Raw genomic sequence first — 22,765 nt, forward strand, 5'->3', positions numbered from 1 at the left:
ACTCGAACTTGAACTGCTGCGGCGTATTGTCTTTCACCGCCTTGGCCAGCCAGCTCATCTCATCGGCCGTCACCTTCGGTGGACGCCCCGGGATCGGCTTGGCCAGCAGGGCGTTTTGGCCGCCATTGGCAAAGTCTGCTAACCAGCGAAACACCGTGCGCGGGTTGACACCGTAGGCGGCTGCTACGCTTTGCACCGATTGGCCCTCTCGAATCGCCTTGACGGCTTGCTGGCGCATGACCTGGAGGGTGTGGTGGTCAATCCCGCGGGCGTCAGAGTTTCGTTTGCATTTCATGAAGAAAATTATCACATGAAATGGCATTACTTTCTAAAAGGTTAGTAATAGCCTAGCCACATTGACAATCAAAAAAATTAGTCAGCCTGATAAGTCAACATGCCGAGATATTACTTTCATTGCCTTGGACACCCTTTGTAATGAGAATGTGCTGCCCAATTATTTATTTGGACGGCTTTAGGAGCGTATTTTTAATAACTTGACCGCATTACCTTTGCATGGTTTGTTTGTCGCCGAGTAGGCAGACGCCGAAAGGCACGTAGAGCAGACTGGACGGCTTCGAGGTCGCTACTAGACTATGGCAGCAAGGTTTATAGAAGTAGTAGCACTGCAAAACAGTGCGAGTCGGCTGCGAAAAAGTGGGAATAAAATAGCGACGAATCAAGTTATTACGTAACACACCTCATAGATTGCTCAGTTATCTGCTCGGGCATGGCGTAACAGCAACCCCCACCGACTTATAAACCCCTTGGCATTGTTATGCGGCCTTGGCGCACTATTTTTGCCATCTGCAATCACACGCCTAGCCCCCAGGCCGCCTCACTGAGTTTTGATAACGGCGCTTATCCCACGGCCGAGCTTGGCCAAATTCAATCCAACCAAGCCGCCATCCTCAAGCCGAGCCCAAGGATCGGCTTGAGGATGGTTCGATGCCCGGCGCGCCGCGCCGGCCCGACCGGACCTCGGTAAGGAGGAGTGCTATGCGACACACCCTATTATCGACCGCCGCCTTGTTGTTAGTGGCTGGCTTTTCCAACGCGAACCCGTCCATTCAAGGCAGCCTGACCCCGCCCCCTGGGCAAGGCTACGCCATTGTCTCGCTAACTGCCCGTGCAATTGTCCCGGATAACGGGACGCTTGAAGTCCACTGGTATGGTCTTGATAACGGCAGCAGTGGTATCGCCCGCGCCAACTTCGTCACCGACACGCTTTATAGCGACCAGGGCATGGCGCCCACAGAGGGTAAGGTGATACTGCTAACGCTGGCGCCGGGGCGCTACCAGATCAGCGATGCCTGGACGCGCTGGGGCGAGGACACCGGCGACAGCACAACCCATGTGAAGCATTACGGGGTCAATGCACCGTTCGAGGTAAAAGCCGGAGAAACCGTCTACCTCGGCAATATCATGGCTGACCTGTCATTCCTGCCTGAACTGCAGCTTCGCGACGAGCAGCAGAGAGATCTTGACCATATCCGAAACACCTGGCACGTGGCCGATACATCGTTCATCAGAGCCGAACTGCTGCGAAGCGGCAGTAGTGACATGAGTCATTAGGGAATCGCATCCCAAAAACAAGAAAGTGCACCACGGCGAGTCGCCCACCCTTTCAAGGGGGCTTCTGTCTACGCCGTGGTGTGAAAGAGCCATCACGGGGTCACATGCGGCGGGACACCCTGCGCGTTCCGCCCCGACTCTGAGGCCTCCCTTCAGGCTTACTGAAAAGCCACCTCGGCGAAGCTGCGCAGCTTGCGACTGTGCAGCCGTTGAAGGCCCTGTTCACGTAGCAGCTCTATCGCACGGATACCGATGCGCAGATGCTGGTCAACCCGCTCGCGATAGAAATGGTTGGCCATGCCCGGCAGCTTGATCTCGCCGTGCAGTGGCTTGTCGCTGACGCACAACAAGGTGCCGTAAGGCACGCGGAAGCGGAAGCCGTTGGCCGCGATCGTCGCGCTTTCCATATCGAGTGCCACCGCACGGCTCTGACTGAAACGGCGCTGCGGACGGTTGTCCGGCAGCAGTTCCCAGTTGCGGTTATCGGTGCTCGCGACGGTGCCGGTGCGCATGATGCGCTTGAGCTCGGGCCCGCTGATTTCGGTGACGTCCGACACCGCGGTTTCCAGCGCCACCTGGATCTCGGCCAGCGCCGGGATCGGCACCCACAGCGGCAGATCCTCGTCGAGCACATGGTCCTCGCGCACATAGCCGTGTGCCAGCACATAGTCGCCCAGCTGCTGGGAATTGCGCAGGCCGGCGCAGTGGCCGAGCATGATCCAAGCGTGCGGGCGCAGCACCGCGATGTGGTCGGTGATGGTCTTGGCGTTGGCTGGGCCGACGCCGATATTGACCATGGTGATGCCGCTGTGATCGGCGCGGATCAGATGGTAGCCCGGCATCTGCGGCAGGCGCGGCAGTGCCTTGCCCAATTCGTCGCCCTCCTCGGCCGACAATCCTTTGCGGCGGGTGATGACGTTACCTGGTTCGACGAAGGCGATGTACTCGCTGTTCGGGTCGCTCATCGCCTCGTGTCCTAGTCGCACGAACTCGTCGATATAAAATTGGTAGTTGGTGAACAGCACGAAGTTCTGGAAATGTTCCGGCGCAGTGCCAGTGTAATGGCGCAGCCGGTGCAGCGAATAATCGACCCTCGGCGCGGTAAACAGCGCGAGAGGCTGCGGCTCGCCCGGCTTCGGCTCATAGGTGCCGTTGGCGATGCCATCGTCCATCGCCGACAGGTCCGGCAGGTCGAACATGTCGTGCATCAGTAGGCGGCGTTCGGCGCCGAGGCCGCCTTCGATGTGCTCGTTCTCGGCAAACGAGAAATGCAAGGGGATGGGCTGGGTGCTAGTGCCGATTTCCAGTTCGCCCTGGTGGCTGGCCAGCAGCAGCTCGAACTGTTCCAGGTAGTAGTCGCTGAACAGGTCGGGCCGGGTCAGCGTGGTCTCGAAGCGGCCAGGACCGGCGACGAAACCGTAGCTCAGACTGGGCCGGTCGGCGGCGTTGAAACGCACCACCGTGTCGGTCTGGACCCGCACATAGGGATAGCAGGCGCGCGCATGGCCGGGCAGCGTTTCGCCTGCGACGAAATCGTGCATCGCCGCGCGCAGGTGAGCCACGCCACTATCGTAGATGCGCTGCACTTGGGCAAGCGCCAAGGCCGGGTCGGTGAAATGGGCGGGGGCGATATAGTCCGGCAGGTAAGGCATGGTTCGGTTCTTTATCATGCGGCTTCCAATCTTGGCGTATGTAGTCTGGGGGGCGGCCCGCCCCGTCCGCACCGCCGACTTCTCCGCATGGATAAGGTCGACAGCGCAGACAAGACCGCTACCGCCGGGTCAAATCGCTTCGGTGCGACGCGTGAGCCAGGCCAGTGCCTCGCCCTGAACGCGCGGTGCCAGGCGGCGGCGCACCTCGGCGTGGTAATCGTTAAGCCAAGCGCGTTCGTCCTCGCGCAGCAGCGCAAGATCGACGCAGCGGGTGTCGATCGGGCACAGGGTCAGCGTCTCAAACTTCAAGAAATCGCCGAAGCCGGTGCTGGTCGCCGGTACGTTGAGCAGCAGGTTCTCGATGCGCACGCCCCACTGGCCAAGGCGATAGAGACCGGGCTCGTTCGAGGTCACCATTCCGGGTAGCATCGCGGTGTGCTCATCGGGGCTGCGCAGGATGGCGATGCTTTGCGGGCCTTCATGCACATTCAGAAAATAGCCCACACCGTGGCCGGTGCCGTGGCCGTAATCGACGCCGGCCGCCCAGATCGGCGCGCGGGCCAGTACGTCGAGCATCGGGCTGCGCGTGCCGGCCGGGAATTGCGCCTGCGTGAGCTGGATCATTCCCTTGAGCACCAGCGTAAAGTCGCGCTTCTGCTCGGCGTTGGGCTCGCCCACCGGTACTACGCGGGTGATGTCGGTGGTGCCGCACAGATACTGGCCGCCCGAGTCGATCAAGAGCAGGCCCTGCCCCTCGATCACCGCGTGGCTTGCCGGCGTGGCGTGGTAGTGCGGCATCGCACCGTTGGCGTTGAAGCCGGCGATGGTGCCGAAACTCGGGCAGACGAAGCCCGGCTGGCGTGCACGGGCGGTGGTGATCTGTTCGTCGATGTCGAGCTCGGTGATGCGTTGCCCGGCGGCCTGAGCTTGTTCGAGCCAGCTGAAGAATTCGCATAGCGCCGCGCCGTCCTGCTCCATCGCCACGCGGATGTGCGCCGCCTCATCGCCGGTCTTCTGCGCCTTGGCAAGCGTCGACGGGTTGATCGCCTCGATGCGGGTGACCGCTTCGGGCACGGCTTCGACCAGGCCCAGCGTCACGCGATGCGGATCAATCAGCAAGGTGCTGCCTGCCGGCAGCGCGGCCAGTGCGACCGCCGCGTCGGCATAGTCCGCTACCCGCACGCCGTCGCCGGCCAGGCGTTCGGCCAACGCGGCATCGACGGCACCCGGTGCGACGAATAGCGTCGCCTCAGCGTCACCCACCAGCGCATGCGCGAGGAAGACCGGGTTGTAGTTCACGTCGCTGCCGCGCAGGTTGAACAACCAGGCGATGTCGTCGAGCGTCGACAACAGATGCCAGTCGGCCTCGGCGGAGCGCATCGCCTGACGAACGTGGGCGAGCTTGTCGGCACGGCTCACCGTTGCGTACGGCGGCAGGTGCTCGTACACCGGCGCGCCGGGCAGGCCGGCGCGTTCGGCCCAAACTTGGTCCAGCAGGTCGAGATCGGTGCGCAGCGTTACGCCGGCGGTCGCGAGCGATGTGCGCAGTGCGCGGCTGGATTCCAGCGCCAGTACCGCGCCGTCGACGGCCAGCATGGCGCCGGCCGGCAGGCTTTCGGCCAACCAGTCGATGTAGACGACGCTGCCCGCCGAGGTGGTCTTCATCATGGTGATTCCGGTGCCGGCCAGCTCCACAGCGGCCTGCTCCCAGTAGCGGCTGTCCACCCACAATCCGGCGAAATCGGCGGTGACGATCAGGTTGCCGACCGAGCCGGTGAAACCGCTCAGCCAGCGCCGTCCCTGCCAGCGGGCCGGCAGGTATTCGGACAGGTGCGGGTCGGCCGACGGGATGAAACAGGCGGCCACGTTATGAGCCTGCATGGCTTGGCGCAGGCGGGAAAGACGCTCGGGGATGGGGCTGTGGGTAACAGTCATCATGTATGAGTCCGGGTAGGATTTTTAGGGTCGCCACTTGTGGTGGCATCAGTTTGCCTGTCTGGGTCCCGCCCGATCAACAATTCGGGAGACGGAACGACTCGACTCATGGCAATGGTATTGCTCACCGACACCTTATTCGAATAAATCTTGTACGACAATGTGACCCTTTAGGCATGCAGCTGTTCCACCCTGTGACGAAGGCACTGCGCTGCGATTGCGCCTTTGCATTCAAGGAATTAATATTCCGATCGGGCACCGGCAGGGGGCCCGCTCTCGCGAAAGTCTCCGCACCTGCCAAGGTTTTGCCCATCTGGTTGACTGCACGAACGTCACCCTCAAGCCGCAGCGAGAACGGCGACAGGAAAGGAACGTTATGTGGTCCGCATCCCCTACCCCAGCCCCTACCAGCGCCAATAGCGAATTCTTGCGCCACCATGCGCGCCGCTTGCTGCGCAACATCCGCGACGATCGACCTAGTCGCGCGTTGCCGATACTGCGCCGAGTCCTGGCCGCGCGCGTAGTGCCACAGCAGAAACTGACCGAGCTCTATTTGCAACGTGAAACACTGCGCCTCAAGCATGTGCTACATACCTTGGCGATCGAGCTTGGTTTTGCCAATTGGGAAAGCTGCAAGCGGCAGATCGATCATTGCCCAGCTGCGCTGCTCGACCGTTACCGCTTCGACAATGGCGCGTATGGCGATTTCGAAACCAATTGGTTTCCGGATGAAGCGACGGCGCGCAAATGGCTACAGACGAATAGCGGCCATGTGGTGCGCTATGGGACCAGGCCGTGGCGATTCTGGATAACTCGCAGTAACCGCCGCTAACCAGCATGCTGCTGCAGCGTTTGCGTCGCCTTGCCGCAGACGTTGCACCGAATCTTGTTCAAGGCTCAACGCCTAACTGCGGGGGGGGTCATGTTTATGCCCGCCTCCTAAAAAAGAGTGTTCTAGCTGCTTGACGGCCCCGTTTAACCCGGATATTATTCGCCTCCTCTTCTGGAGGGATTCCCGAGCGGTCAAAGGGATCAGACTGTAAATCTGACGGCTCTGCCTTCGAAGGTTCGAATCCTTCTCCCTCCACCAGTATTCAGCAAAAAGCCCGAACTTGATGTTCGGGCTTTTTGTTTTGCAAATCGGGATTTGATCGCACAGCCAACGGCTCGGGTAAAATCCCCTTCTCGATTGACGCTGCCGCAACTGCTGCGACACAGGAAGAACGCATGGCCAACAGCAAACCAAAAAAATCCAAGACCGCCAAACCGGGCCAGATCGCCAAGACCGTTGAACTGAAACGTTTCGTGCTGGCTGAGGCGGCCTGTCAGGCGGTGATGCAGCTGTTTGCCGTGATGGACAAATCGGGGGAGTTCGCCGAACACGAGACGGCGCGCCAGTACGCCCAGATGGCCAGCGTGTATTACCGCAAAATCCGCAATGGCAAGGTGCTGAGCCCGGCTGACTTCAATGCGTCGGTGGATCTGTGTACCGCCGCTCGGCGTGCCCTGCAGGCGCTGGATGCGGGGATGGATTTCTCCGCTTGGTCGCAGGCGGAGGCGTTGCGAGAGGTGGAACGCCAGACTGATGCGGTGCTACGCGAGTACCAGGCACTGATCACGCCGAAGGCTCCCAAGGTCTAAACCCGTGACTCACAGCATTCGGCCAACCTCGGAGGTTGGCCGAATGGTAAAAGGTGCAATCGGCCCCTAGCCGTAGACACCATCAAAAATAATCGTAGCCCTTGATCGGCACGCTATCCTGCTTAGGCTGTTCCGGGTCCTCCGGATCGAGCTTGTGGTCCCATAGCAGATACCAGCCCTTGTGCTGATCGCTGACCACTTCCGGATGCTCCTCCATATAGTGGTTCATGAACTGCGTGAACTCCGAAACATAGCCGCCATATCCCGGCCGATACGCCTTCTGCACGGTACGCATCGCACTATCCTCCCACCGCTGGCCAGTCGGCCGGCCAGAGCATCGTTCCCCATTAGGATAGCCGCTGACCGCCGACAATTCCTGCCAATAATCAGTGAGATAGTGCAAGAGATTGCGGTGCCGATGCGACAATCTGTATATGGCTCACGCCACAGTTTGCCGAGTATCCAAGCCAGCAGCAGTACGGCTTTCAGCGGCTATCCTGAAGTGAGGTGTCGATTGCGGTGCAGTTTGACGCGGATGGCGCCTCGTGGGGCATGCCGACCGAGGCTGTGTCGGGATGCCTCAATGGATGAAGGAGGCCCATCATGGCTATTGCATCGACCCTATCCGACTGCTTGAATCGCTCGGGCATCGAGTACGACGTGGCGTGGCACCCAACCAGCCAGTACAGCATGGAAACTGCCGAGCTTGCCCGCATTCCGGGCGACCGCCTGGCCAAGACCGTGCTACTGGAAGACGAAGGAGGCTATGTCGCGGCGGTGTTGCCGGCGACCCGTCACGTGATGCTGTCTACGTTGAGTCGCGACACCGGGCGGACCCTGCGTCTGGCTTGCGAGGAAGAGCTGAGCGAATTGTTCAGGGACTGCGAACTGGGTGCGATCCCGCCACCAGTTGCGGCGGCTTTAAGTGGCATGACCACCTATGTCGACGAGTCGCTATTGGGTCAGTCCGACCTGTACTTCGAAGCGGGTGACCACAAGGAACTGATCCACCTGAGTACCGAGTCGTTCATGAAACTGATGGCTGGCGCTGAGCGCCGCCAGTTCAGTCGGCATATGTGACCGCATTTCCCCGGCATGCCGGGACTCGCCAACCGCCGCAGCCTTCTGGGAATGCGGCGGTTTTCATTTTATGGCACCCCCGGCCCAAACGGGGACTGCAGCCTTGGTGCTGCGTGGCTCGTGATCTGGCTGAGTGTCCGCCGATACTGCTCAAGATGTGGCCCGCCTAGTTCGATCGCCCGCCTTACTGCGGCCAAGGCATCGGCTCGGCGCCCCTGGTCGGCCAAGACTTGACCGAGATTGTTCCAGGCGTCGCCTGCATCCGGATGGGCCGCGATCGCCTGCCGATAGGCGCGCTCGGCGCCATTGAGGTCCTTCTGCGCGTAGGCGCTGTTGCCTAAGCCGATATACGCCACCAAGCTGTTAGGCCAGCGTGTCAGCGCCGTCTGGTAGGCGCGCTGTGCCGCCGTCGGGGAGATGCGCTCCAACGCAGTGACAGCGGCCAGATAGGCGGCCTCTGTGGCCGTCGCCGGCGGGCGCTCCGGCGGCAGCACGACAACAGCCCAGCGTTCTCCATCCGCCCAACTGCGCTCGAACTGGGCCAATGGCAGCTCCAGCCGCTCCATGTCGCCTGAGCGCAGCACCAGCCGGGCGCTCGCCAAGTCATAGCCGACCACCACCGCGTAATGCCATTGCGGCAGGCTCTTGAGGCGTAGGTTCTGTAGCACTAGCACAGGGTCGCCTGCCTCCACCTCGCGCAGCACCGCCTCCAGTGTTGGCATTACTTGATACGCGACCATGCCATAGCGGCGGGTAGCCCCTAGCAGTTCTGCTTGCAGCGAGCCCTTGCGTTCCGGCAGATACACCTGCGGGGTCAATTGCTCCGGCGTTGTCAGAACCCCAGCGTGTACCAGTACCGTTGCAAGCGCGGCGGGGCCGCATTGATAGGCGACCTGAGGGAAGAACGGCACATTGGTAAGTTCCACCCTTTCCGGCAGCCCGGCTGGACGTAGGGCCAGTAAGGCAGCCGTCTGCGGCGGCGTAGCGCACCCGACGAGCAGCAGTAAAAGACCAATCAGCAACACGCCGAGTGCTGTTCGCATCAGGATACCCAACGGCCGAATCAACGACAAAGTGATCCCTTCAAGGGACGATTTCGCATAAACAGCGCTATTCGCTTAGACGGCCACAGCAACCAAGATGGCCACCAGCAAAATAATAATGATGTCGGTACTGCTCAAGGAGCCGCCGGCAGGCAGTGAGTCAATCCGCTGTGCTAGCAACTCCACTTCACTATCGGACAAGACATCAACGCGGTTCTTGGCAAAGGCAGCCTGTACGCCCATGGCCTGCAGCTTCTCCTTGACCGCCGCCCTATCGAGAAAGCTGCGGACCTTTTCTCGATCGGCCTGGATCTTTTGTACCGTGGCAACGTCCTGCGTGGAGATCATCTCAGCAGACGCCTGCATGGGTTGTAGCGCCAGACACGTTGCGAGTGCGACGCTACCCATATAGCCCATCAGGGAAGTTTTCATCACGCCTCCCATAAGAGCCGCTAACAAAACGAAGTTTCTGCGAAGCGGTTTCGGCCAGGTGCGCTGCCGCAGGCAGTACAGAAGTGGTACGGCAAGGCAGCGTAACAAACCTGGAAGGGTTTTGTTGGCGGCGCTAAGTCTTGAACGGCAAGCCGGCAGTAAACCAGCCTCCTACTCGGAATATACAGCCACTGAAGAAAATCGCTTAGAAACAGCCCACTAGAATCACCACCCCGTCGACAGGCTTGGCGCGACATCCAACGGGCTTGCCGTCGCACTTTTCCCATTTTTTTCTGTCAAATCAATCGGATTGTGTGCCGCTATCGGCTGAACGCGGAAAGGAGCTGCCATGGATCTACACATGCAATCGCATCAATGGGCGCACAGATTGCCTGACTGGCGGGCGGCCGCGATGGCCGGTGTCGCCGGTGGGGTGGTGTTCCTGGTGCTAGACCTGATGGCCTCGGCCCTGTCGGGGGCCGGCCTATGGGCACCGACACACATGATCGCCGCTATCGTGATGGGTTCGGGAGCGTTGGCGTCGCCTGCCTCGTTCAGTTTCGCCATCGTCGTGACGGCATTGATCGTTCACTTCGTGCTGGCCATTGCCATGGGGCTGATCCTCGGCCTGATCATGGCACCGTTCCATTTCGATTCGAGCTGGGGCATGGCCTCGGCAGTGGGCGCAGTGTTCGGCTTGGCCGTGTATCTGTTCAACTTTTACGGCATGACTTCGTTCTTCCCGTGGTTTGCCGAAGCGCGTGGCTGGATCACGCTGATCGCACACGTGATATTCGGTATCGTGATGGCGGATGCCTACCTGAAGATGGAAGCGAAGGAAGAAGACCGCAGCGGATCAGCCTTGGCCTGACCCTCTAGCCACCAACCTAAGCCCGGAAGCCTTCCGGGCTTTTTTACGCACTCAGTTCTTCGAGAGGAAGGCGGGTGGATCTATTCTGCCTGCGGTCGCACGGCAAGTTCCTGCTTCTCCGGGGCCCGTAAATGCCGCCCCGCTTGTCAGCACCTGTTCACGATCTGCTGCACTCGGGTGATCCTGCGTTGAAATGCCACTCAACATGCTCATGTACTCCATGTACATTCCGCTGTTTCGCGTCAAGTCGCCTTGGCTGACCCTTCGTTCGCGAGATCGTGAACAGGTTCAGGCCCTCACCTCATCCGGGATAAGGCCAAGCTTGCGCTCCTCCTCCATCACATTATCCAGCAACCCCAGCGCCGACAGCCCCAGTACCGCCGCATTGAGCAGGTGCCACAGAAAGTGCGTACCCAGCGTAAAGCTCGGGCAAACGGCCATGTCGATGCTGCGAAAGAACACCGACACCACGAACACACCCCCTGCGGCGAGAAACAGTCGTGCACCAGCCCGTTGCGTCAGGCCGTGATAAGCCCCGATGCCCAGCAGCACCAACAACGCAGGGAAATAGGCGAGCGAACCGTTCAGCAGTGCCGGGTAGTGGCCGGCCTGCACGACCAGCGCAAGAAACACCACCAACCCCAACCCTGCGACGACGCGCCGAAAGCCTAGAACGTCACGCCCGTAACACCACAGAAAGACCAGCTGGAACAACAGGATGGGCAACTCGTCTAGCCATTCGGCCCAAGTGGTGGCGACGGCGTGGAAGGTGAAGCTGCCGGCGCCGATCAGCGCGATGAGCCCCGCCAGAAGGCGGCTGCGGTTGCGCCATGCGCCGGCTTGCTCGGTCCGGTGCCAGACCAACCACGCCGCAGCAAAAAAAGCCAGATTGGTCAGGGTATTGACCGGCTCCCCGAGCAACCCGGGAGCCAGACGCTCGCAGTAAAGATGGATATAGGCCACGACATGTCCTCATTGATTGAGTCTGTACCAATAATCCGCCGGCATTGCCGGACTTTAGTGCCGCTAACAAATATCGCGACTCCTTGCCGTACTACTTGTACTGTCTGCGTCGGCGCGCCTAGCCGGGAGCGCTGCGCTGGGTTTTAGCTTCGCAGAAACTTCGTTTTGTTAGCGGCGCTTAGGCGCTACTTGCAACAAGCCCTTGAGCCCGTCAGCGCAGGTGCCGCGGGCTCTGCAAACCTTACCGTTGGCATATTACAAACTAAATCAAATTGCATGATTACCGACACAACTGTCCATGTTAGGCTGCAAGAATGAAACACGCTCTCTACGCTTTCCTCGATCAGCATGCCCTTACCTACCAGCGCTTCGAGCACCCGCCGGTATACACCTGCGAAGAGGCACGCCAGCTCTGTCCCGACATGCCAGGTGCGGAAACCAAGAATCTGTTTTTGTGCGATGGCAAGGGTATGCGTCACCTGCTGGTGGCGGTACCCGCCGAAGCGACGGTGGATCTGAAAGCGCTGTCGCAAGAACTGGACGTGAAGGGGCTGCGCTTCGCTTCGCCGGAACGCCTGCACCGCTATCTGGGCCTGGAGCCGGGCTCGGTGACGCTGCTCGCCGTGCTCAACGACCGTGCCGGCGCAGTCGACGTGGTTGTCGACGCCTCGCTGTGGCAGGCGGATGCGATCCTGTGTCACCCCCTGGTCAATACCGAGACGCTCGCGGTTCCCCGCGCCGAGCTGATGCGCTTTCTCGAGTTGACCGGCCACCCGCCACGGGTGATCCCCGTGCCGCAGCGGGCCGCATGATCAAGAGGGCCGTGACTGGTAGACCATGCTCTTATGCCTGGTCCTGCACGGGACGTGCCTTCAGTATCGCGATGACTTCCTCGTCGTCGACTTGCGGAAACGACAGGTAGAACTGCCCCACCGCCTGAAAACCGATCGGTGCCTCGAGGCACACCACTTCGTCGGCAAGGCGAGCCACCCGATGGAGCGTGTCCGGTGGAGCCACCGGCACCGCGCAGATCAATTTGGCCGGCTTCTGCGCACGCAGTGCGGTCAGCGCTGCAATCATCGTGGCGCCCGTTGCCAGCCCGTCGTCGACCACGATCACGGTGCGGTCGGCCACCGCCAGCGGTGGCCGGTCCGAATACTGGCAACGACGCTCGTGCAACACGGCCAGTTCGGTGCGGGCCAGATTGGTGATATAGCTCTTGTCGAGCCCTATCTGCCCGGCAAAGTCGTTGAGCGTGATATGGCCGGTTTCGTCGATGGCACCGAGGGCGAGTTCGGGCTGGAACGGCGCGCCGAGCTTCCTCACCAGTACCACGTCGAGATCGCCGTCAAGCTCGTTCGCGATCAGCTCGGCCATTGGCACTGCTCCGCGTGGGATGGCTAGCACCAGCGGATGGCTGGAACGATAGGTAGCGAGCCGCTTGGCCAGCAGTCGGGCGGCATGGATGCGATCGGTAAACATGAAACAAACTCCAACATGGGGGAAACGCCCCCGCGCTTACAGCGTAGCCCTGCCGTGGCGTGAGCCCAACCGGTGCAACGCAAACCCGATCTATCCAGCCATCGCCTCCCATTTGTGCTGCTTTGACGACCGCAAAAACCCATGTGTGACAGGGGGCACTATTGCTCTTTGCTTGGAATGCTTAGTTGAGCCTTTGAGCCACCATAATGGACACCCCCCCGATAAGCGGGGCGTTTGTTTGCTATCAGGAAGCATGTGTCATCGCTTTTTGATACATAGGATGCCATCTTGGCGGTACTCGGATTCCGACTTGTTCAGCCTATCACGAGCCGAAGCAATGTTACGCTACCTGTACTGTCTGCGACAACGCGCCTTGCCGAAACCGCTTCGCTGGATTTTAGCTTCGCAGAAACTTCGTTTTGTTAGCCTAAATATCGAATTAACAATTTGGCTTCGTCTGCATAAGTAGACTACACCCTAGAAATATTTCATCACTCCTCACTGACCTGAATAGGGTGGAGATCGCCGATTGCATAGTGGACTGCATCTTCCACTCGATCCAATAAAACAAAGGTGAGCCTGTCCCTCGCCTCAGGTGGCACATCTTCCAGATCTTTCTCATTACGCCTGGGCAACATCACGATCTGGATTCCCGCTCTAAGTGCGGCAAGCGTTTTTTCTTTGACACCGCCAATCGGCAAGACAAGGCCGCGAAGGCTGACCTCACCGGTCATGGCTACATCTGCTCGTACAGGATTTCCCGTGAGCAATGACAGTATCGCCAAGAACATGGCTACTCCGGCACTCGGCCCATCCTTAGGGGTTGCGCCGGCGGGCACGTGAACATGGATGTCGCTCTTTTCCAATGAATATCCAGTCCATATCTTTGCCAACGTCAGCGCGGCCTGGGCAGACTCCTTCATGACTTCCCCCAATTGACCCGTCAGGATCAACCGTCCGTTCCCAGGCACCTTGCTGGCCTCTATGAAAAGGATGTCTCCACCAACGGGAGTCCAGGCAAGCCCCGTGGCCACGCCTGGAACACTGACGCGCAAGGCCATTTCATTTTCAAACCGTTGGGGGCCAAGAATGGCGGAGAGATCGGGTGTATCGATCGTCATGCGCTGTGCCCGCCCTTCGGCGATATTCATCGCTACGCGTCTCAGTGCAGAACCAATTTCACGTTCCAGACTGCGGACCCCTGCTTCTCGGGTGTAGTCTCGTACAATTGCAACTAAGGCGTCATTCGTCAGGTGGGCTTGTTCTTCCGTCAGCCCGTTCGCGCAAAGCTGGCGCTTGACCAGATAACGCCGTGCAATTTCGATTTTCTCTTCTTCCGTGTACCCGGGAAGATGAATGATTTCCATTCGGTCGCGAAGCGGACCCGGTATGGTCTCGAGTACGTTGGCCGTGCAGATGAACAACACGCGTGACAGGTCAAAATCCACCGCAAGATAATTATCGCGAAACTTGTTGTTCTGCTCAGGATCGAGAACCTCCAGCAGTGCACTGGCAGGGTCGCCCTGGTAGCCTCCCGTGCCAAGTTTGTCGATCTCATCGAGCATGATCAAGGCATTACGGGTGCCCGCTTTACGCATGGCCTGGATAATATTTCCGGGGAGCGCGCCGATATAGGTGCGCCGATGGCCCCGAATTTCTGCCTCGTCATGCACCCCTCCCAATGAAACCCTCTGGAAGACGCGCCCCGTGGCCCTTGCTATGGATTGCCCTAGCGAAGTTTTACCTACGCCGGGAGGCCCGACGAAACACAGAATCGGGCTCTTACCCTCCGGATTGAGCTTGCGGACGGCCAAAAACTCGAGAATGCGGAGCTTAATCTTCTCCAAGCCAAAATGCTCTTCATCCAGTATCTGCCGCGCCTCCTTGATGTCGATGGAAGGCTGTGGTTCCTGCTTCCATGGTAATTCTGTCAACCATTCCAGATAGGTCCGCAGCATGGAGTATTCCGCACTGTTTTCCCCCATGCGCTGTAATCGCTTTATCTCTCTTTGAGCATGCTTGAACACCTCTTCAGGTAGGCCTGCTGCTTCTATAGCATTATATAAGTCATCAATCTCGGCCCTCAGCTCCTCGTCTTCACCCAGTTCTTTCTGAATCTGCCGCAATTGTTCTCGCAGTACATGTTCCCGTTCTCGCTCGTCGAATTCTGCTCGTGTTTTTTCGCCGATCTCCTTCGAGATCTTGAGAACCTCGATACGTTTGGCAAGCAAGGTAATCACCTTGTCCAAGCGGCGCATGAGATCGAACGTTTCAAGAATTTCCTGTTTTTCCTCGGTCTTGGCATCGACAAGATTGGCTACCATGTCAGCCAGTTGGGCGGGGGAATCCATAGCTTGAACCGCGTCAGCCAATTCGTCGGGCATATTGGGCGATAATCCGATAGCCTCGATGGCTCGCTCTTTGAGCTGCAGAAACCGTGCTTCTATCTCAGGGGTTTCCACATGCGGCTGCTCGATCATGGCCACCTTGGCAACCAGGAAAGGCCAGCCGTCCAGAAAAGCCAGTACTTGAAAACGGGAGGTGCCTTGTACAACGAGGTGATGTTCACCCTCCTTTCCGGTGATATAGCGAATGACTGGCCCGGCAGTGCCGACCCAGTAAAGATCGGAAGGTCCAACGTCAGCTTTTTCTGGGTCTCGCTGGAGGAGAAACCCCAGCTGGCGTTCGCTTTTCACGGCGGTTTGCGCTGCCGCAACGGAACTTGCGCGACCGACAGTGACAGGCGACATGATTCCCGGGAACAGCACAGCGTTGTGCATGGGAATGATGATTAGCGCATCCTCGGGGAAGGGTTTTTCCGCCATGTCAGCTTGTAAAGTGACAGGCGTGCTGGCGCTTTGCGCATGTTGGCTATCCTCTTCTGCCTTGTTGCTTTGCTGTGTTGGCTCGCGACTCATCGTGTTACCTCACCTTTCGAAACCTCAAAACAAGGCAACCATCCTCAAATTCCTGGGTGGTAGGTTCCAGAAATAGCAACGTAAACGGGATATGGCGTTCGAATTTTCCGTAAGGAATCTCAAGGCGGTGTATGCGCATGGCCTGTGCCGCAGGAAACTTGCGAAGGCCAGAGACGGTCACGCCATCGGGCCGAAGGACGACGGAAAGAGTCGTGGCAGATACGCCAGGCAGAGCGACATAGAGGATCACTTCATTCTCGCTCTCCACCACGTCCACCGGCGGCTCCCAACTGGGTTGATTGCCGGCACAGGATTGAGAGAACCGCTTATGTAGCAGTTCCACTTTTTCCAATAGCGATAGGGCATCGCCCCAAATCCAGTGCGATACATGACGCGATCTCATTGCATGCATCCTTTCACGGCTTGCAGATGCAGCTTGTTGACCAAGGCTCTTCGGCCCCCTGCTCGCAGGCTGCTTCATGATGAGACACGGAAACATCGCCGCATCCCCTCCATTCAGCCGGCTTTGCTGCTGCCGACGGGCTACACCGCTCGCATCGAGGCAATATGCTCGGCGTAGTGACGCACGAAGTCGCCCAATTGCTGACGGATGCCGTCGTCGGTCAACTCGCCTTGCTCGTTGAACACGGTATGGGCGCGGGACACCATCAGGCGGCCACCGAACCACGGCTGGGTGCCAAGCGTGCGCAGCACGCCAAGCCAGGCCTCCTGCGCGAGAATGGTGCCAAAGCCACCGGGTGAGGCACCGAGCAGTGCAACAGGACGCTGGCCGAACACCGTGGGGATGTCGGCAGCCGGGCGCGACAGCCAGTCGATGGCGTTCTTGAACACGCCAGGGATCGAGTTGTTGTACTCCGGGGTAACGAGCAACAAGCCGTCGGCCTGGGAGATCGCAATCTTGAGCGCTGCGACTGCGTCCGGGATACCCGTCGCCGCTTCGACGTCGCCGTCATAGAGCGGGATGCCGTGCAGCGTGGCCACTTCCAGCTCGACGCCGGACGGGGCCAGTTGTTCCGCCGCGCGCAATAAAGCGGTGTTGAAAGAGCCTTTGCGCAGGCTGCCCGAGATGCCGATGATGCGTGTCATGCCTACCTCCTCGAAACGGTATCGTTGCAGGGAAGTGGAGATTGTTAAATGAAAGTTGAGGAGGGTTAAATTAAGTTTAGCTAGTAAATTTCGTTAAGTTGGTGCAACACCATAGCGCTCCGGCACTACATCAATTTGCGTATTGACACATCACTATTCCCAAGCAGCGCGCCAGTTCTGGCCAGCCCAGGTTTCATTTAACAACCAGTCCGCATAAATGAGATGCAGCTCCCTGCCCCCGTCACTGCTGAATATCCTCAACGAAAATCGCCAAACAGCTCATTTTCCTGGATGAAGTAGCTCGATTCTCAAATTAAGATGAGCTGATTTTCGCGATAATTAAATTGACCTGAGCTGAGGCCACAAACAACGGAAGGAGCTACCTTTGGCATTACACGCCCCTTCGGTTACTGACGCTAGTGAGCGCGGGCCGCAGTACCGAGGTGGGTGACTCGTCCAGTCTGCCGCCGCTCATCAGGTGGTATAGCATGGGGGCTGTGTGCAGGCATTACGATGTCGAAGGCTGCCGCGACACGCCGGCGGTCTAGAATGACAGAAACCCAGCTGTGTCGACCGTACCATGATTCAGCCTGCATCTCCCATCGCTTGTCCCCGTCTTGGGCCAGCCCCGCGCCGCGGGACGAGTTCCCCGACTACAGCGCCGCTGGAGCCAGAAGTTGCCGCCGCGCGCGCTTAGGGTGCCGTTGAAGCGGACGGTTTTGGAGCTGAGGGGCATCGCCTGCCTGGGGCTCGACCAGGCCGTGCACGAGCGGCAGCAAATCATGTGCGGGCGGACGTTCGGCCACACCATCTGGGACTCGCTCAACCTGCGCGCGCAAGACGCTCTGGCCGGGGCCGTGCACCTCTACCTCCGCACCAAACTGACCGGGCTGGATGATAAGCAGTGCCATTACGGCTTGATGGTGACGCTGCCGGAGCCCAGCTCCGACACGCGGGTGCTGACCGGCTGGGCGGTGAAACTGTTGGAGCTGCTGTATTGGCCCGGTGTCGGCTACCAGAAAGCGGCGGTGATGCTGTCCGAACTGCGGCCGAAACGGTATCTGCAAGGCAGCCTGTTCGGTCCTTGCGACGACGCGCTGTCCGACGCGCTGATGCAGGCGGTCGACCTGCGTAATCGGCAACTGGGGCGAACGGCGCTGCAGCAGCTGTCCGACGGGCCGGCGCGTCCATGGCATCAACGGTGCGGCCACCGCTCTCCGAAGTACACCACCAATTGGGACGACCTGCCTACCGTAACGGCCCGCTGAATTGTTGCGGCCGGAATCGTCTGCACCGATATCTTAGCTAGGTTGGATTCGGCCCCAAGTATAAATAAGTATAATCGAATTTACTACTTCTCTAACTCGATGATACTTCGTGATACCGAACCCACATCTCCTTTGTCAGACAGGCGCTCCGCACTCCTATCGGACGACATGACTCTACCCTCAGTCTGGGGTTAAAGCCCCAGCGCTTTCAGCCTCGACCGGTTCTTTTTCTCGAGACGAGCCAGCTCCTCCTCAACCCCGTCCGGTAAGTCGACGATGACGTGGATACCCAACGCATTATCTAGGCTAGACCTTGGTCTGGGCAGGGCTTCCGTAGTCAGAAGTTTGTCGTGAGCTGGACAATCAGGTCGGTCACCATTGAGGACAGAGCGCAGCGCTATTGATGTCGTGCTCGAGAAGGTCGTCTTCGTGGTAGACATTATTGAGGCTGTGCGCCGTCGGAATCTTGTTCAACCGAAAGCGTAGCGCGGTGAAATCTGCCCGGGTAAAGCGCCGAACGGGCGTCGCAATGTTGTTACTAACCTTTCAGCTTGTAGCGTCATTTTGACCAGCTTTACAACGTGTACAAAATCAGCATGTTACAAAACACTGGAAGTGACATTACTAGTGAAAACCTTAGTATGTTGGGCCATAGCTGCTGCTCGTAAACATATACCAGTATCTTACCTGATAACCGAGCAACAGCCAGGAGAATAAGCCCCGACGTACTGGCGCGGAATGCGCAGGCAACGTCAGGGCGGAGCAGTGACAGAGCAGTTGGGTTTAGTGTTCTGCATTTAGTTCGTCGGGACACTACTTACAGGTTCACTAGCAGCTACGCCGCGGGCAACGGTTTTATCTTTAGCAACTTGCATTGCTTTAAGGCTCTCCGTTGCGTCAGCAAGAAATGCTTTGGATGCGTCATCGTGTTGTGCTACACGCTCGATGCGCTGGAGAACCTGGTTGAACCACTTCGGTCGGTCTTCCACCTTCATTCCATTTACGTCATCAGCATGCACTTGGTTTCCCTGCGGAATTCTCCAACCGATGCCCGACTTACTAACCTTTCAGCTTGTAGCGTCATTTTGACCAGCTTTACAACGTGTACAAAATCAGCATGTTACAAAACACTGGAAGTGACATTACTAGTGAAAACCTTAGTACTAGCGACGCGGAATACCGACTCTGGCGCCTTACCTTCGCAAAGTTTTTTGGTGAGGATGATGCCTTGGCCTTCCGTTTTGTTCGGCTCAGGTGGGCGGACTTCTTCGTGGTTGCTGTAGTGTACAACTTCCTCCCAATCCCGTACGTAGGGGACCATAACTCCGGTGTACGTGCACTGCTCATCCTTGTGCCAGGATATGCGGAGCAGGCGCACCGGGGTGACCGTCTCACGCTCTTCTGCAGCCATATGATACGGGTACGATTCTTCGAAACTCAACGTGATGTCCATCATCGGTACAGCGGCAGTCCAGACGAGGCTAATCAGTTCTAACAGCATGGTTATGTCCTTTTGTAGTATCGATAACTCTGACTTGTGTTGTGGCCGTACACACTAGCGCTTATGTTTCATAAAGGCAGAGTCAACCTCGACAGCCAGAAAATCTTAGAAAAACTACGCTTCTTGTGGAGCAATTTTCATGCCATCAGAATATGGATGAACAATAAATTTGATTTATGAAAGAAATCCTAAATAAAGCCAAAAATTTTCATAAATTAAATACAAATTAGAATGGCCATCGTTTTATGGATAAAAACTCTGGCCACTCCAGATACGTAAAGCTGCAATATAATTGCTTAGTTGACTAATCAGTTATTGAAGAGTCCAGTCTTTACAGATACATCGGATTCGCTCATAGAGTAACGCTTTACGATATTGTCTTGGTCAAACATTACTACCAATTCTTTCTTTTTTCCGCTTGTGCTTGAACCCAATAGATTAACAATAGGAATATAGTTTACAGCGTCACCAGACATTTTCGTGAACTCATAGTTCCATACCTCCAAACCGCCTTCAGTAAAAGTTGTCTTCATTGGTGAGCCGAACATCTGTCGTACTTCGTTTTTGGATGTTTTCCCTTCGTGTATTTTTTGAGCGACAGAGGTTTCAGATTCCGCTCTCAGTTGGCTGCTGCCAGTGCCCGCACATCCAGCTAACGAGATAGCGATAACAAATGCTGCTGCAAATTTTGTGTTTTTCATATTAAAACAGTTATAAAAATTTGTTTAAGATAATGCTGCCAATAGAAGAAAAGCTATTGACTAGCGCAAATTAATGCATAAGTATTTTGCATAAAAAACTCTGATAAGTATACATCTGGGTTGTTAATGGTGGCCAATGAGGTCGTGAAGTCCTTGCCGTAGTTGGTGCTCAATAGCGACGCCATCTCTCGCACACGGATGACCTTCCCAAGCTGCGCTCGCCCGCAACAGCAGACTGCCCTACGTTTAGCTGCGATGAAATCTCGCCATACATAATGACAAAGCCATAAACACTGTCAATGTGTCAAGCCAGTAGCCAAGTCCGGCGTGCGGGCCTGTGAAGGGCTTTACCGCAACTATTAACCAGTCTCCACGGCTCGCACTGGCGCCCCCCCCCTGCGGGCGCGCAGGCCCATACCTTCGTGAGTGTGATACTTGAGTTTGACGCCCAAAGACCAGGATGCGGGAGCAATGGAAGCCTGTTATCGATGTCTCATCATTCTTGATATTTCTCAAACCATGTGGGAATTCATGAGAATTCCCAAGCTGTGTTCCTCCGCTCGGAGGATAAGGCCTGCTAGGAACAGTGATATTCACGGTCACAACACTATACCGGGTACGGCCATAGCGAAAGGTACCTAAACCGAGGCCTAGCCTCTTTTAAGATTTTGAAAGGAAAACACCATGGTATTCGAGCTATTTAATCTGCTGTTTGTTGCCGCCGTTCCGATGATGGATATAAATGTAGTCAGCGAGGGCGACTACGCGCTTCATCAGACGGCGGAAGACCGTGACTCTGTCACCGAAGTCGTCACTCACCGTGTTTCATGGCACAGGGATGAACAGTGCAAGTACACTGGGCTGATGGTGCCGTTCGTGCGCGACTAGAAAGAAGAGAATCACTACAAGAACCACGATGAGGCACTGCCGCCAGAACCTGACAAGACCGCAGGCCATGCGTTCATCTTCAATAAGAAACTTTGTGACGGCAAAGCACCCGAAGCTATCCTCCGAGTGGCATCCCTTAACCGGAATTACGGCAGCTTCCAATGGGGTCTTCAGCTTAGTGCACAAGACCTAAACGGGATGAAAGAAGAGGACCGCCCAAAGTGGTTTAACCAGGTGCTACAGCGCATCGAGCGTGTGGCTCAGCATGATGATAAGGCCAAGGCATTCCTGGATATCACAGCCGCAGCCCTAAAGACTGCTCAAGAAAACAAAACCGCGAAAGTCTATGATACAGCCAGTGCACCCGTTGCCACCACAGCCCCAGCTAACTGATATCTAGGCTACCCTGCTCAACCCCAGTATCACCATTCAACTGGATGATACCGGGGTTGCTTCTTCCATGTCGGGCGAGAGATTTCGGCCGTCCTTGCGCTACATCGTCAGCCGTACCTGCACACTAATTTCGCCAGCTCGCTAGAAGCGGGTTACAAGGGGGTGCGAGCGGTGGAGTAACAGCCCTAGTTGGCTGCGGTCGAGTGAACCGGTTCGCTAGCTGCTGCGGGGTCTGCTTTCCTTTTGTTGTCTTTTTCTTCCATCGCGGCCAACGTCGGTGCGGTGGCCTCAACAAACGCATTAGCCTTCTCGTCTTGTGCTGCGACAGTCTGGATGCGCTGCATGACCTGCTTGAACCATTTCGGGCGGTTTTCCTCCGTCGAGTCGGTCAGGTCCTCTGCATAGAACTGCCAGTTTTCGAGCATTTTAGTTGCGCGCCAGGCTGTGACCCCCCGCAGGATTGCCTCATCCGGTTTACCGTTGCAGACCTTCTTGTTAAGGATGATGGCTTGGCCGGCGACTTTATTCGGCTCTGCCGGAATGACCGTTTCCGTGTTGCGAGTTTTGTTCACTTGGTCCCAGTCTCGCACGAACGGCACCACTAGGCCGGTGTAACGGCATTTGCCGTTGCCATCCTCACGCCACCACTCCCGGTGCATACTGACCTCGGTGACCGAGTTGATTTCGGCCATTGTGGAGTACACCGGATAGTCCGCATCCGAATAAAGAACAATGCTGGAAAGCACCGTGGCGCCCAGGAACATGAGGTTGAGTATGTCAAGCATGGCTATGTCTTTTCAAATTCGTAAAATGTTAGTTGTCCGCGATGCTGGGCTGTACCATGTATAGCAGCGGCGGGCGCCGATGACCGAACTATACGGAGCGGGCAATTACGTCGAAAGGAGAAAATATAACATGCTTACTGAATTTTTTGGCCGGGCGAGTCATTGCTCGTGTGCCTACCACGAACGTAATGTGGCTAGGACAACTGACGTAGGTTTTATTGATGAGTGACCTAGAGGCGTTGCTTCGTGAAATAACCCAACAAGGGCTGCTGCACGCACCCCATGCGCTATTGAGGATGGTAGCGGAGCGAATCTGGGACCACACAGTCATCACTGACCTGTCATTGCTGGAACCAGAACTACGCCCAGTTGCCGGATATCTCATCTTCCGACTCCTGTGGGTGAACACCCTAGACAAGGAACGGAAGATGCGGCTGATGGCCGCGATTGAGCCTTTCCGGCCCGAGCCCCCGTTAGCATCTCGAAGCCGGGACCCACTGGCGGTGAGTTGGCGTATTACAGACAACTTCTCT

General features: G+C 57.4%; 24 protein-coding genes and 1 tRNA gene. 10 read left to right on the forward strand and 15 right to left on the reverse strand.

Going from position 1 to position 22,765, the window contains the following annotated elements; translation table 11 throughout:
• The coding region (locus tag QU481_RS10850; RefSeq protein WP_289828410.1) for a helix-turn-helix domain-containing protein at positions 1-295 on the reverse strand (295 nt) is incomplete at its 3' end.
• A 701-nt stretch (positions 296-996) separates the two neighbouring features.
• Between QU481_RS10850 and QU481_RS10855 the strand changes: the two genes are divergently transcribed.
• The gene (locus QU481_RS10855; RefSeq protein ID WP_289830000.1) at positions 997-1,572 is read left to right on the forward strand and encodes a hypothetical protein; all 576 of its coding nucleotides are present in this window, start codon (positions 997-999) and stop codon (positions 1,570-1,572) included.
• Positions 1,573-1,730: 158 nt separating this feature from the next.
• On the opposite strand, the gene QU481_RS10860 is transcribed toward QU481_RS10855, so the two are convergent.
• Together QU481_RS10860 and QU481_RS10865 are read right to left on the reverse strand one after the other, a co-directional pair.
• Positions 1,731-3,242, reverse strand: coding sequence for an AMP nucleosidase (locus tag QU481_RS10860; RefSeq protein WP_289830001.1), 1,512 nt, complete (start codon positions 3,240-3,242; stop codon positions 1,731-1,733).
• Between the two features lie 111 nt (positions 3,243-3,353).
• Positions 3,354-5,159, reverse strand: a complete 1,806-nt coding sequence (locus QU481_RS10865; RefSeq protein ID WP_289830077.1) for an aminopeptidase P family protein — start codon at positions 5,157-5,159, stop codon at positions 3,354-3,356.
• Positions 5,160-5,607: 448 nt separating this feature from the next.
• Here QU481_RS10865 and QU481_RS10870 point away from each other — a divergent pair, with 448 nt between their 5' ends.
• From QU481_RS10870 to QU481_RS10880, 3 genes are all read left to right on the forward strand, one after another.
• A complete protein-coding gene (locus QU481_RS10870; protein ID WP_289830002.1) occupies positions 5,608-5,991 on the forward strand; it encodes a hypothetical protein in 384 nt (127 codons plus the stop codon).
• A 173-nt stretch (positions 5,992-6,164) separates the two neighbouring features.
• Positions 6,165-6,249, forward strand: a tRNA-Tyr gene (locus tag QU481_RS10875).
• Positions 6,250-6,386: 137 nt separating this feature from the next.
• Positions 6,387-6,800, forward strand: a complete 414-nt coding sequence (locus QU481_RS10880; RefSeq protein WP_289830003.1) for a hypothetical protein — start codon at positions 6,387-6,389, stop codon at positions 6,798-6,800.
• An 82-nt stretch (positions 6,801-6,882) separates the two neighbouring features.
• Here QU481_RS10880 and QU481_RS10885 read toward each other — a convergent pair whose 3' ends face one another.
• A complete protein-coding gene (locus QU481_RS10885; RefSeq protein WP_289830004.1) occupies positions 6,883-7,095 on the reverse strand; it encodes a DUF3460 family protein in 213 nt (70 codons plus the stop codon).
• A gap of 308 nt (positions 7,096-7,403) precedes the next feature.
• Here QU481_RS10885 and QU481_RS10890 point away from each other — a divergent pair, with 308 nt between their 5' ends.
• Positions 7,404-7,880 (forward strand): aminoacyl-tRNA deacylase, encoded by a 477-nt coding sequence (locus tag QU481_RS10890; protein ID WP_289830005.1) that lies wholly within the window; start codon positions 7,404-7,406, stop codon positions 7,878-7,880.
• A gap of 68 nt (positions 7,881-7,948) precedes the next feature.
• Here the strand turns inward: QU481_RS10890 and QU481_RS10895 are convergent, their stop codons facing one another.
• Together QU481_RS10895 and QU481_RS10900 are read right to left on the reverse strand one after the other, a co-directional pair.
• The gene (locus QU481_RS10895; RefSeq protein ID WP_289830006.1) at positions 7,949-8,923 is read right to left on the reverse strand and encodes a PA2778 family cysteine peptidase; all 975 of its coding nucleotides are present in this window, start codon (positions 8,921-8,923) and stop codon (positions 7,949-7,951) included.
• A 75-nt stretch (positions 8,924-8,998) separates the two neighbouring features.
• Positions 8,999-9,355, reverse strand: coding sequence for a PA2779 family protein (locus tag QU481_RS10900; RefSeq protein WP_289830007.1), 357 nt, complete (start codon positions 9,353-9,355; stop codon positions 8,999-9,001).
• Between the two features lie 361 nt (positions 9,356-9,716).
• Here QU481_RS10900 and QU481_RS10905 point away from each other — a divergent pair, with 361 nt between their 5' ends.
• The gene (locus QU481_RS10905) at positions 9,717-10,226 is read left to right on the forward strand and encodes a hypothetical protein (RefSeq protein ID WP_289830008.1); all 510 of its coding nucleotides are present in this window, start codon (positions 9,717-9,719) and stop codon (positions 10,224-10,226) included.
• Between the two features lie 288 nt (positions 10,227-10,514).
• Here the strand turns inward: QU481_RS10905 and QU481_RS10910 are convergent, their stop codons facing one another.
• Positions 10,515-11,189, reverse strand: coding sequence for a ceramidase domain-containing protein (locus QU481_RS10910; protein ID WP_289830010.1), 675 nt, complete (start codon positions 11,187-11,189; stop codon positions 10,515-10,517).
• 314 nt (positions 11,190-11,503) lie between these two features.
• Between QU481_RS10910 and QU481_RS10915 the strand changes: the two genes are divergently transcribed.
• Complete coding sequence (locus QU481_RS10915) at positions 11,504-12,001, forward strand: prolyl-tRNA synthetase associated domain-containing protein (RefSeq protein WP_289830011.1); 498 nt, start codon at positions 11,504-11,506, stop codon at positions 11,999-12,001.
• A gap of 31 nt (positions 12,002-12,032) precedes the next feature.
• On the opposite strand, the gene QU481_RS10920 is transcribed toward QU481_RS10915, so the two are convergent.
• The 4 genes from QU481_RS10920 to QU481_RS10935 form a co-directional block, all read right to left on the reverse strand.
• Positions 12,033-12,671, reverse strand: coding sequence for a phosphoribosyltransferase (locus QU481_RS10920; RefSeq protein WP_289830012.1), 639 nt, complete (start codon positions 12,669-12,671; stop codon positions 12,033-12,035).
• A 491-nt stretch (positions 12,672-13,162) separates the two neighbouring features.
• The gene (gene lon, locus QU481_RS10925; protein WP_289830014.1) at positions 13,163-15,589 is read right to left on the reverse strand and encodes an endopeptidase La; all 2,427 of its coding nucleotides are present in this window, start codon (positions 15,587-15,589) and stop codon (positions 13,163-13,165) included.
• 4 nt (positions 15,590-15,593) lie between these two features.
• The gene (locus tag QU481_RS10930; protein WP_289830015.1) at positions 15,594-15,992 is read right to left on the reverse strand and encodes an Hsp20/alpha crystallin family protein; all 399 of its coding nucleotides are present in this window, start codon (positions 15,990-15,992) and stop codon (positions 15,594-15,596) included.
• Between the two features lie 140 nt (positions 15,993-16,132).
• Positions 16,133-16,696 carry an NADPH-dependent FMN reductase gene (locus QU481_RS10935; protein ID WP_289830016.1) on the reverse strand — a complete coding sequence of 188 codons (564 nt, stop codon included), beginning with the start codon at positions 16,694-16,696 and terminating at the stop codon, positions 16,133-16,135.
• Positions 16,697-17,400: 704 nt separating this feature from the next.
• Between QU481_RS10935 and QU481_RS10940 the strand changes: the two genes are divergently transcribed.
• Positions 17,401-17,964, forward strand: coding sequence for a DUF4113 domain-containing protein (locus tag QU481_RS10940; protein ID WP_289830017.1), 564 nt, complete (start codon positions 17,401-17,403; stop codon positions 17,962-17,964).
• A 797-nt stretch (positions 17,965-18,761) separates the two neighbouring features.
• Here QU481_RS10940 and QU481_RS10945 read toward each other — a convergent pair.
• The 3 genes from QU481_RS10945 to bamE form a co-directional block, all read right to left on the reverse strand.
• On the reverse strand, positions 18,762-18,983 hold the full coding sequence (locus QU481_RS10945; RefSeq protein WP_289830018.1) for a hypothetical protein: 222 nt from the start codon (positions 18,981-18,983) through the stop codon (positions 18,762-18,764).
• 101 nt (positions 18,984-19,084) lie between these two features.
• A complete protein-coding gene (locus tag QU481_RS10950) occupies positions 19,085-19,465 on the reverse strand; it encodes a hypothetical protein (RefSeq protein WP_289830019.1) in 381 nt (126 codons plus the stop codon).
• 308 nt (positions 19,466-19,773) lie between these two features.
• On the reverse strand, positions 19,774-20,166 hold the full coding sequence (bamE, locus tag QU481_RS10955) for an outer membrane protein assembly factor BamE domain-containing protein (RefSeq protein WP_289830020.1): 393 nt from the start codon (positions 20,164-20,166) through the stop codon (positions 19,774-19,776).
• Positions 20,167-20,850: 684 nt separating this feature from the next.
• Here bamE and QU481_RS10960 point away from each other — a divergent pair.
• Both QU481_RS10960 and QU481_RS10965 read left to right on the forward strand, forming a co-directional pair.
• Positions 20,851-21,054, forward strand: coding sequence for a hypothetical protein (locus tag QU481_RS10960; protein WP_289830021.1), 204 nt, complete (start codon positions 20,851-20,853; stop codon positions 21,052-21,054).
• Positions 21,055-21,252: 198 nt separating this feature from the next.
• Entirely contained in the window at positions 21,253-21,447 is a 195-nt protein-coding gene (locus tag QU481_RS10965) for a hypothetical protein (RefSeq protein ID WP_289830022.1), read from the forward strand.
• Between the two features lie 185 nt (positions 21,448-21,632).
• Here the strand turns inward: QU481_RS10965 and QU481_RS10970 are convergent, their stop codons facing one another.
• Positions 21,633-22,232, reverse strand: coding sequence for a hypothetical protein (locus tag QU481_RS10970; protein WP_289830023.1), 600 nt, complete (start codon positions 22,230-22,232; stop codon positions 21,633-21,635).
• Positions 22,233-22,765 lie beyond the last annotated feature (533 nt).

The sequence above is a fragment of the Crenobacter oryzisoli genome, from assembly GCF_030385785.1.
GTDB classification, from domain to species: Bacteria; Pseudomonadota; Gammaproteobacteria; order Burkholderiales; family Chromobacteriaceae; genus Crenobacter_A; species Crenobacter_A oryzisoli.

Bases quoted from the DNA above. Each gene is read 5' to 3' on its own strand.
- QU481_RS10970 (WP_289830023.1), bottom strand. From the start codon at position 22,232: ATGCTTGACATACTCAACCTCATGTTCCTGGGCGCCACGGTGCTTTCC.
- bamE (WP_289830020.1), bottom strand. From the start codon at position 20,166: ATGAAAAACACAAAATTTGCAGCAGCATTTGTTATCGCTATCTCGTTA.
- QU481_RS10890 (WP_289830005.1), top strand. From the start codon at position 7,404: ATGGCTATTGCATCGACCCTATCCGACTGCTTGAATCGCTCGGGCATC.
- QU481_RS10895 (WP_289830006.1), bottom strand. From the start codon at position 8,923: ATGCGAACAGCACTCGGCGTGTTGCTGATTGGTCTTTTACTGCTGCTC.
- QU481_RS10860 (WP_289830001.1), bottom strand. From the start codon at position 3,242: ATGATAAAGAACCGAACCATGCCTTACCTGCCGGACTATATCGCCCCC.
- QU481_RS10920 (WP_289830012.1), bottom strand. From the start codon at position 12,671: ATGTTTACCGATCGCATCCATGCCGCCCGACTGCTGGCCAAGCGGCTC.
- QU481_RS10855 (WP_289830000.1), top strand. From the start codon at position 997: ATGCGACACACCCTATTATCGACCGCCGCCTTGTTGTTAGTGGCTGGC.
- QU481_RS10900 (WP_289830007.1), bottom strand. From the start codon at position 9,355: ATGAAAACTTCCCTGATGGGCTATATGGGTAGCGTCGCACTCGCAACG.
- QU481_RS10950 (WP_289830019.1), bottom strand. From the start codon at position 19,465: ATGCTGTTAGAACTGATTAGCCTCGTCTGGACTGCCGCTGTACCGATG.
- QU481_RS10935 (WP_289830016.1), bottom strand. From the start codon at position 16,696: ATGACACGCATCATCGGCATCTCGGGCAGCCTGCGCAAAGGCTCTTTC.
- QU481_RS10960 (WP_289830021.1), top strand. From the start codon at position 20,851: ATGGTATTCGAGCTATTTAATCTGCTGTTTGTTGCCGCCGTTCCGATG.
- QU481_RS10965 (WP_289830022.1), top strand. From the start codon at position 21,253: ATGAAAGAAGAGGACCGCCCAAAGTGGTTTAACCAGGTGCTACAGCGC.
- lon (WP_289830014.1), bottom strand. From the start codon at position 15,589: ATGAGTCGCGAGCCAACACAGCAAAGCAACAAGGCAGAAGAGGATAGC.
- QU481_RS10915 (WP_289830011.1), top strand. From the start codon at position 11,504: ATGAAACACGCTCTCTACGCTTTCCTCGATCAGCATGCCCTTACCTAC.
- QU481_RS10885 (WP_289830004.1), bottom strand. From the start codon at position 7,095: ATGCGTACCGTGCAGAAGGCGTATCGGCCGGGATATGGCGGCTATGTT.
- QU481_RS10865 (WP_289830077.1), bottom strand. From the start codon at position 5,159: ATGACTGTTACCCACAGCCCCATCCCCGAGCGTCTTTCCCGCCTGCGC.
- QU481_RS10930 (WP_289830015.1), bottom strand. From the start codon at position 15,992: ATGAGATCGCGTCATGTATCGCACTGGATTTGGGGCGATGCCCTATCG.
- QU481_RS10880 (WP_289830003.1), top strand. From the start codon at position 6,387: ATGGCCAACAGCAAACCAAAAAAATCCAAGACCGCCAAACCGGGCCAG.
- QU481_RS10905 (WP_289830008.1), top strand. From the start codon at position 9,717: ATGCAATCGCATCAATGGGCGCACAGATTGCCTGACTGGCGGGCGGCC.